11 protein-coding genes are annotated in these 6945 nt (G+C 33.6%); 7 read left to right on the forward strand and 4 right to left on the reverse strand.

The genetic code is table 11. The features are described from left to right. Genes napG through CQA57_RS06655 form a run of 6 tightly spaced genes read left to right on the forward strand, consistent with a single transcriptional unit; the run spans nt 1 to nt 3775 of the window. Complete coding sequence (gene napG / locus CQA57_RS06630; protein ID WP_115579454.1) at nt 1-747, forward strand: ferredoxin-type protein NapG; 747 nt, start codon at nt 1-3, stop codon at nt 745-747. Continuing rightward, a complete protein-coding gene (gene napH / locus CQA57_RS06635; RefSeq protein WP_245941872.1) occupies nt 748-1668 on the forward strand; it encodes a quinol dehydrogenase ferredoxin subunit NapH in 921 nt (306 codons plus the stop codon). Next, nucleotides 1665-2195: a nitrate reductase cytochrome c-type subunit gene (locus CQA57_RS06640; protein ID WP_115579455.1), complete on the forward strand. Its 531-nt coding sequence runs from the start codon at nt 1665-1667 to the stop codon at nt 2193-2195. The genes napH and CQA57_RS06640 overlap by 4 nt, the downstream gene beginning before the upstream one ends. Nucleotide 2196: 1 nt before the next feature. Further along, on the forward strand, nt 2197-2487 hold the full coding sequence (locus CQA57_RS06645) for a 4Fe-4S binding protein (RefSeq protein ID WP_115579456.1): 291 nt from the start codon (nt 2197-2199) through the stop codon (nt 2485-2487). Continuing rightward, on the forward strand, nt 2481-3440 hold the full coding sequence (locus tag CQA57_RS06650) for a WD40 repeat domain-containing protein (protein WP_115579457.1): 960 nt from the start codon (nt 2481-2483) through the stop codon (nt 3438-3440). The genes CQA57_RS06645 and CQA57_RS06650 overlap by 7 nt, the downstream gene beginning before the upstream one ends. Further along, nucleotides 3437-3775 (forward strand): chaperone NapD, encoded by a 339-nt coding sequence (locus CQA57_RS06655; protein ID WP_115579458.1) that lies wholly within the window; start codon nt 3437-3439, stop codon nt 3773-3775. Before CQA57_RS06650 ends, CQA57_RS06655 begins: the two co-directional genes overlap by 4 nt. Nucleotides 3776-3799: 24 nt before the next feature. Here the strand turns inward: CQA57_RS06655 and CQA57_RS06660 are convergent, their stop codons facing one another. Together CQA57_RS06660 and metK are read right to left on the reverse strand one after the other, a co-directional pair. Next, the gene (locus CQA57_RS06660) at nt 3800-4075 is read right to left on the reverse strand and encodes a DUF362 domain-containing protein (RefSeq protein WP_115579459.1); all 276 of its coding nucleotides are present in this window, start codon (nt 4073-4075) and stop codon (nt 3800-3802) included. Nucleotides 4076-4166: 91 nt separating this feature from the next. After that, a complete protein-coding gene (gene metK, locus CQA57_RS06665) occupies nt 4167-5321 on the reverse strand; it encodes a methionine adenosyltransferase (RefSeq protein WP_115579464.1) in 1155 nt (384 codons plus the stop codon). A gap of 176 nt (nt 5322-5497) precedes the next feature. On the opposite strand from metK, the gene CQA57_RS06670 reads away from it, so the two are divergent. After that, nucleotides 5498-6094 carry a peroxiredoxin gene (locus tag CQA57_RS06670; protein ID WP_115579460.1) on the forward strand — a complete coding sequence of 199 codons (597 nt, stop codon included), beginning with the start codon at nt 5498-5500 and terminating at the stop codon, nt 6092-6094. Between the two features lie 33 nt (nt 6095-6127). Here CQA57_RS06670 and CQA57_RS06675 read toward each other — a convergent pair whose 3' ends face one another. Then, nucleotides 6128-6337: an alkylphosphonate utilization protein gene (locus CQA57_RS06675; protein ID WP_115579461.1), complete on the reverse strand. Its 210-nt coding sequence runs from the start codon at nt 6335-6337 to the stop codon at nt 6128-6130. A gap of 40 nt (nt 6338-6377) precedes the next feature. Then, a complete protein-coding gene (locus tag CQA57_RS06680) occupies nt 6378-6782 on the reverse strand; it encodes a hypothetical protein (protein ID WP_115579462.1) in 405 nt (134 codons plus the stop codon). Nucleotides 6783-6945 lie beyond the last annotated feature (163 nt).

The following is a 6945-nucleotide window of genomic DNA, read 5'->3' on the forward strand; positions in this document are numbered from 1 at the left end:
ATGAATCTTGGGCGTAGGAAGGCTATCAATTCTATTTTTCAAGCAATGGGATTGGTTGCTATAGGCGGTTTGGCTTGGAGTGCTTACATCTCTGAAGCCAAAAGCAATCCCTTATGGCTCTATCCCCCAGGTGCAAGAGAAAATTTTGCGAACACTTGCATCAAATGCGGTTTGTGTGTTGAAGCCTGTCCCTACTATACCCTAAAGCTTTCTACAACAGGAAATAAAGGGCTGCCTATCTTTCAACCTAGAGATATACCTTGTTTTATGTGCGAAGATATCCCTTGCGCAAGTGCTTGCCCTACAGATGCCCTAGATATAAAACTTTTGAGTTCTAATGGAAAATTAGATATCTCAAAAGCCAAAATGGGTGTTGCTGTCGTGGACACGCTAAATTGCATTGCTTATGCAGGTATTCAATGTGATGCATGCTATAGAGCCTGTCCTCTCATCGACAAAGCAATTTATCTTGAGTATAAGGCAAATGAACGCACAGGAAAACATTCTATGATTCTACCTATGGTAGCCAATGATGTCTGCACAGGATGTGGAAAGTGTGAAAAAGCTTGCATTACAGAAATAGCATCTATTAGAGTGCTACCAAGAGATGTGATTTTGGGAAAAATGGGAAGCAATTACATTAAAGGCTGGGAAGAAGCTGATGAAAAGAGATTAGAAAATGTTTCTATCAAACCAAAAACAGATTCTAAAAAGCAAGCCATTGATTATCTCAATGAGGAATTTTAAATGATGTGGTTAAAGAAAAATCGCTTTTTAATTCTAAGAAGAACATCACAAATTCTCTTATTGTTATTATTTTTTCTAGCAAATTGCTCCCTCATAAATATTGCACATAAACAATACTTAGTTACACAAGGAGATATTTCCCATTTTGAAAGTGGTGAGAGAAATCTCGCAATTGCAAATCCAAAAGAACCCCTTCTACATTTTAATATTCTAGAGGGTAATTTAAGCGGTTCAAAGATATTTGAAACTATTCCTATGAGCGATCCCCTTGCTTTTATGCAAATTTTCTTAGCAGGCGGTGCTATTAGTTTTAATACCTTACTTGGTTTTTTTGTAGTTTTGGTAATTTATGGTTTATTGCTTGGTAGAGGATATTGTGCTTTTGTATGCCCAATCAATCTTATTACAGATTTTGCAAGCTTTTTAAGAAGAAAATTTCACATTGATAATACAAGATTTTTAGCCATACCTAGAAAAACAAAATTTGCATTTTTATTGCTTAGTCTGTGTCTATCTCTTGGTTTCGGTGCATTGGCTTGGGAAATGATTAGCCCTATCTCAATGCTACATCGTGGTATTGTTTTTGGTATGGGAAGCGGATTTTTTGGTATTTTAATCATCTTTTTATTTGATTTATTTATGCTAAAAAATGGTTTTTGTGGTCATATTTGCCCGCTTGGTGCGACTTATAGCCTTATTGGAGCAAGAGCGCTTTTAAAAATTAGGCATAATGTAAAAAATTGCACAAAATGTATGGAATGTCTTAGAATATGCCCTGAAAATCAAGTATTAAATATGATTGGAAAACATGATGGCTTTGTTGAGCAAATTGCCTGCATAAAATGTGGCAGATGTATTGAAGTATGCAATGATAATGCATTAAATTTTAGTATTTTAAATTTCAAAAAGGAGAAAAAATGAAAAATAAAATTTTATCAAGTTTATTAGTAGCTACACTTTTGGGTGGAAGCTTTAGTTTATTATCTGCAAATGGTGGTGTAGAAGACACACAAATTGGATTAAGAAAAACACCCTTAAATGATGAAAAAGATGTGAAGTTACAAGATTTTAAGTTTGGAAGTGGAAGTGCCGGAGAGAGCCAAAAGATAGAGCGCTCTTATGAAAATGCTCCCCCTTTAATTCCTCATGATACTGAAGGTATGCTTCCTATCACTCAACAAGATAATGCATGTATAGGATGCCATGCAGCAGAAGTAGCACAAGATATTGGTGCAACTCCTATGCCAAAATCCCACTATTATGACCTAAGAAACAAAAAAGCTCTTACTGATGGTATCTCAGATTCAAGATATAATTGTGTTCAATGCCATGTGCCTCAAGCACAAACAAAACCTCTAGTTGGCAATAGTTTTAAACCAGATTTTAGAAATGAAAATGAAAAACATCAATCCAATCTACTTGATGTCATCAATCAAGGTGTAAAATAAAATGTCAAAAAATGCCAAAGCTCCCTTAGATGAGGGAGCAAATCTCTCTCGTCGCAAACTCTTTGGTCTAAAAAAACAAGAAACACAAACTCGCACAATTGCTAGTATCAATCCTCTTACATGTCTAGCATATCACAAAACCATTTGTTATTCTTGTCGAGATATCTGTAGAGAATATATCCATTTTAGTGGTTTATTTTTTCCAGAGATTTCACAAGATTGCACAGGATGCAATAAATGTCTTGAACTATGTCCTCAAAATGCCATTTCTCTTAAAGAAATACAATGCTAAAACATCTACTTAGAATTTTTTTTACTATTCTTTTTATTAACGCAAATGATACAGTCATCTATCCTCAAATGATTATTGATAATCAACAAGAAATTTCTTCGATGCAAATCCACAATCATCAACTTTTTGTATCTAGTATTGATGGGGAGCTCAAAATATATAGTCTCAATACCCCATCAAAAGTCCAAAAAACTATCACTTTACCAAAATATAAAGATTTATTTGACAATACCCTCACCCCAAAAATATTTAATAGCGATACCAATAATCTCAATCAAACACTTATCATAGCTACAAATGCGCATGGATCAAGAAGCATATTTTTATCTAGTGGCAATAAGATAGAAATTCTTCTTAGTGATTTAAGTTTTGCAAAGGCATTATGGATAAATGATACACAAGCAATCATAGCTCTCTTAAGCAATGAAATCTTATTGTTTGATATCCCCTTAAAAAAAATTATCTATCAAACACAAATTTCTCAAGCAAGCTTTAGTGATATGCTATTTGATAAAGATACAAAGATTCTCTATACTACTGGAGAATCTGGGATTATTTACACTATCAATCCTTTTAATGGCACTATTTTAGATAAAAATACCATCCACAAAGACAAAGTCTTTCAGATTGCATTAGCAAAACAAACACTTCTTAGCGCTGGTCAAGACAGAAAGGTAGGAATCCATTCTTTACAAAATAAAACTTCTTTAACCTTGCCATCTGATTTTCTTATATATGCAGTAGGCATAGATTCTGATGGATTATATTTAGCCTATATGAGTGATGATCTAGGGAGTATTACGCTCTTTTCTCTCAAAGATAAAAAAATTATTGCCAAACTCAAAGGGGTAAAAGAAGTAATCAACACTATTTTATTCTATCAAGATTTTATTATTGTAAGTTGTGATGGGAAAGCAATTTATTATTTCAATATCAAAGGAGTAAAACAATGAATATCTCAAGTATTATTATCAAAGCTTCATCAGAAAACTGGGAAAAAAAACTAAAACAAATCAATGCACTACCATCTACAAATGTAGAATTAGAAGATCAAACAAAAGGCATCATCATAGCCACTATTGAAGCACAAAATGCACAAGAAGAGATACAAATACTCAAACAAATCAACCTTATTGATGGAATCTCTAGTGCTGATATGCATTTAACTTATAGTGAGAATGAATTAAAAGATTGCAAAATGAAAGCAGAGGAAATCGCTGAGCTTATCGATGAAAAACCATTAGAAGAAATGAAATATTCTGGGGATGTAAATAATTTTTTGAAGTAAATCCCCAAAAGAGGGGATAAAGAATTACATTACTGGTGTAGTTCCATCTCTTAAATCTGCACCAATATCTTCTCTTTTTGTGCTTCCTGCATCACTCCATACGATACAACCATCTGTAGGACATGCACTTGCACAAGCTGGAGCATCATTGTGACCTACACACTCTACGCACTTATCTGAATAAACATAATAAATACCCTCACCTGTTGGGTTATCATCATCATCAACAATTGCTTGAACTGGGCATTCATCAATACAAGAACCACAAGCTATACAAATATCTGTAATTTTTACTGCCATTTTTTATTCCTTATGTTTTTTTGGTTTTTATAATAAAACCTAGCCGTAAGTATAGACTAATTATCATAAAAATAACTTTAATGAGAATAAATTATCTCAAAAAATCTCTAATTACCTCCACCTTATCAGTCCTCTCCCAACCAAACTCAGGCAATTCTCTGCCAAAATGTCCGTAATTTGAAGTTTTTCTATAAATAGGCTTTAAAAGATCTAAACTTTCAATAATTCCCTTAGGAGTAAGTCTAAAAATCTCTCGCACGCAAGCTTCAATTTTTGCACTATCAAATTTTGAAGTCCCGTGAGTATCTACAAAAATAGATACAGGATCTACCACACCAATTGCATAAGCAAGTTGCACAGTCGCTTTCTCACAAATACCACTTGCAACAAGATTTTTTGCCACATATCTTGCAGCATATGCTCCACTTCTATCTACCTTACTTGGATCCTTACCACTAAAAGCCCCTCCTCCATGAGGACAGCTTCCTCCATAAGTATCTACGATAATCTTTCTTCCCGTCAATCCTGCATCTCCTTGAGGTCCGCCTATGACAAATTTTCCTGTTGGGTTGATGTGAAATTTGATATTATCGCTTAAATACTGCTTTGGTAGCACCTTATAAACCACCTCTTCAATCACTGCTTCTTGTATCTGTTTTTGAGTTACATCTGGTTGATGTTGCATAGAAATAACAATCGTATCAATCCCAATAGGCTTTCCATCTACATATCTCACTGTAACTTGAGCTTTTCCATCTGGACGCAAGAAGGGCAAAATACCACTTTTTCTCTTTAATGCAAGATTTGAAGTGATTTGATGTGAAAGCCAAATAGGCAAAGGCATCAAAACATCTGTTTCTTTGCAAGCATATCCAAACATCAACCCCTGATCTCCAGCTCCAATCTCTCCATCTGCTCGATCTACACCTTGATTGATATCAGGGCTTTGCTCTCCTATACCATTAAGCACCCCTGCACTTTTATAATCAAATCCAAACTCTGCATTTGTATAGCCAATATCCTTTACCACCTCTCTAACTACATCTTGAATAGGCACATATGTATTAGTTTTAATCTCACCTGCTACCACACAAAAACCATTAGATACCAAAGTCTCACAAGCAACTCTTGCTTTAGAATCTCTCTCAAGAATATAATCCAACACCGCATCACTAATCTGATCTGCCATCTTATCTGGATGTCCTTCAGTCACAGATTCTGAAGTAAATAGAAATTCATTTTTCATAAACTCACCTTGTATTTTTAATTTTTGCAATTCTATCACTTCTTTATCAAACTTCATTAACAAAAACCATATTTTTTATTAACCTGATAATTAACTTTCAAAGACTATAATCCTAAATGATAATTTTTATCAATTATCAGTTGTTTTATAAAATTCAAACTACAAGGAGAATTAAAATGTTAGTAACAAAAAAAGCACCTGATTTTATCGCTCCAGCGGTATTGGCAAATAATGAAATCGTAGAAAATTTTGAACTATCAAAAAATCTAGGAAAAAATGGTGCAGTATTATTTTTCTGGCCAAAAGACTTCACTTTCGTATGCCCTTCTGAAATCCTTGCAATGGATCACAGAGTAAAAGATTTTCAAGCAAAAGGATTTAATGTAATTGGTGTATCTATTGATTCTGAGCAAGTGCATTTTGCGTGGAAAAATACTCCTGTAGAAAAAGGTGGTATTGGCAATGTAAGCTTCCCAATGGTAGCAGATATCACAAAGCAAATCTCAAGAGATTATGATGTATTGTTCAATAGCGCAGTTGCATTAAGAGGATCATTTTTGATTGATAAAAATCAAATTATCCGCCATGCTGTAATCAATGATTTACCACTTGGTAGAGAAATGGATGAAATGCTTAGAATGTGTGATGCATTGACATTCTTTGAAGAAAATGGAGAAGTATGTCCAGCAGGATGGAGAAAAGGTCAAAAAGGTATGAAAGCAACAGCTGAAGGCGTAGCAGAATATCTTAAAGAAAATGCAGATAAACTCTAATTCTTAAAATCTAGGGGTAATCCCCTAGATTTTTTAAACTTTTTTCAAAAAGCAAGTTTTTAAAACTACCACTCCTTGCTTATCCACTCTTCCCTCAATCTCACCCTCCCTATCACCAAGCTTGATATTTTTCACAATCGTGCCTCTTTTAATCGTGCTAGAACTCCCCTTAAGCTTCAAATCTTTTATCACTTGCACACTATCTCCAGCATTCAAGCTTACCCCATTACTATCTTTAAACATCTTTTATCCTTTTTTATTTTTTGATGAAGTATAACAAAACTTAGCGTTGATAAATCATCTTATCCTTAAGCAACAAGGCATTATCTGTATATTTTGCCCAAACAATCTCAAGTGCATAGCACTCCCCTTGTATCACTTTTGCAAATGGATAATTTTTATAATAAATCTCTCTTTGATTTGCATTTGCACATAAAAACAAGGCTTTGGCTTGAATACCTTTGATATGAGAGAGAATTTTTGTATGAGATGCGATAGTAATAGCTACTTTTGGATTTTTTAACCCAAAAATAACATGCCTAGAATCCTCATCACTTTTAATAATCAAAGCAAGATTTTTTATATCAAAAGCATAAAAACAACTTGCACCATACACCCCATTATCATCACACACACTTAAAGACAAAAGATGTTCTGAAGCTATAAAATCTTTTATTTTTTGATGCAAAATATCTCCTTTACCAAATACACAAAACCTAATTTTATCTTTCAATTTTTACCAAATTTATTAAAATTTTTTACAAAAAAATCAAAAAATTGGGGGGGGGGGTATAAGAAAATCTTAAGTTTATTTTTATTATCATTGCACTTTATTTTTTAAATTCTTTTAA

Origin of the sequence: Helicobacter anseris (assembly GCF_003364335.1) — a bacterium.
Taxonomy (GTDB): domain Bacteria; phylum Campylobacterota; class Campylobacteria; order Campylobacterales; family Helicobacteraceae; genus Helicobacter_H; species Helicobacter_H anseris.